This window comes from Flavobacterium bizetiae, assembly GCF_902804475.1.
Lineage (GTDB): Bacteria > Bacteroidota > Bacteroidia > Flavobacteriales > Flavobacteriaceae > Flavobacterium > Flavobacterium bizetiae.
Genome location: NZ_CADCSU010000010.1, coordinates 1 through 1,758, shown reverse-complemented (window position 1 = coordinate 1,758; position 1,758 = coordinate 1). Strand labels below are relative to the sequence as shown.

Genomic DNA, 1,758 nt, shown 5'->3' with positions numbered 1-1,758 from the left:
GAGGGCACTGAAAAACACCTCTTATTTTGATTGGGATTGGTTTTTAGAGAATTAAAAAAACGCTTGTAACAGGATTTTTTAACCCGTTGCAAGCGTTTTTCACTTTATAACTGTTTTTTATTTGAAGCTATATGAGTCTATTTTTGACTTATATAAGGTCGTTTTGAATAATGCACCATTTAGCTTTTAATTTCTTATATAAATTTCAGTATTCTTTTTAAATTGACTGTAAAAATAGTCATTGCTCCTTGCATTTGCATATTGGCAATGCCGTACGATATTGCCCTATCATAGCCATGTACGTTTTTTAACTCACTATTTTTAGCCTCTATTTTGTATCGATGTTTTGCTTTTTCTTTGTAATATTCTGTTTCCTGAAAGGCGATTTGTTCTTGGTGTAAGTCTGATTTTATCGTTACAGCATAGGTTTTTGTCTTTGCCCCTTCTTTGTAGCATCCCTCTTTTAAAGAACAAGACTTGCATTTTTCAACATCAAAATAATAGGTGTGTGATTGATTTTTTCCAACATTTTTTTTGCCCTGTTTAGCTTTTCGTATAGCCATATGCCCTGCAGGACAAACAATTCTATCGGCATCTTTATTGTATTCAAATTTATCTTCTTCTTTTCTAGTTCCTTGTGCTACCGAAACATTTAATCTAGCTACAACTCTAATATTTTGCCTGGTTGCTAGCTGGAGATTTTTTGTTCCTGTATAAGCTCCATCGCCAATAATGGTATCTACATCCATTCCGTTTTCTTGGCTAATCTCTAAGAGTTTCGGTAACTCTGGACCATCTGCTTTGTCTCCAGAGGTTATTATAGCTGCTGTGATAATTCGTTCTTCTGTCATCGCTAGATGAGTCTTATATCCAAAGAAAGAGCTATCAGCAGATTTATGACCTGTTTTAGCATCTGTATCTTTTGATAAAGTAAAATTTTCCTGAGTATCTTCTATTGTTTCTTTTAGTAAGTTTAATTTTTCTTTCACAGCAGATATAGAACTTAAAGATTGTTCTTTTTCTATACGCTTCTCTAACTCTTTGCAATAGTCCAATTCTTTTTTTAATTCATAGGTATCGTTCTTCTTTGGCATATTCTCTTTGAATCGATCATCAAATAAATATACCGTTTTTCGTAGTAGTTTAGAACGTTCTCTTAATACATCAATTGCTGAAAATGGATTGGATCTCGATAAAGTATGCGTGGCATCAACTATGATAGATTGAGATCTGATGATTCCCTTTTCAATAGCTATAGATACAGTTTTTCCAATGAGAAGATTTAATAAGTCTGTGTCCTTAAGACGAAGTTTACGAAATTTTGTCAAGGAGCTTGGATCGATGACGCCTTCTTCTGGACTCATTTCTAAGAAATATTTAAAAGACATATCAAAACGCGAACGATCAACTACATCAACATCAGATACATTATATATTGTTTTTAAAAGTAAGTACTTAAACATACGAACTGGGCTTTCTGCTTTGCGACCGTTATTTGTACAGTATTTATCTAACAACTCTTCGTAAATGAATGAAAAATCTATTAGTTCGTTGATTTTTCTAAGTAGATTATCCTGTGGAACGATTAAATCATATAATGAAGAATAGGGACTAAACTGAATTTGCTGCTGCTGAATTAACATCTAAAAGGTCTTATGATTACACTCAAAAGATACAAAAAAAAGGAGCAGAAAACATTTAGCTTCTACTCCTTTTAATTAACAATCATTCCTAAAGAAGGACTTTTTCAGTGTCCTC

Annotated in this window: 1 protein-coding gene; it reads right to left on the bottom strand. The window is 32.7% G+C overall.

From position 1 onward, the window contains the following. Positions 1-194 precede the first annotated feature (194 nt). Positions 195-1,643, bottom strand: coding sequence for an IS1182 family transposase (locus FLACOL7796_RS00075; RefSeq protein WP_173968578.1), 1,449 nt, complete (start codon positions 1,641-1,643; stop codon positions 195-197). Positions 1,644-1,758: the final 115 nt, after the last annotated feature.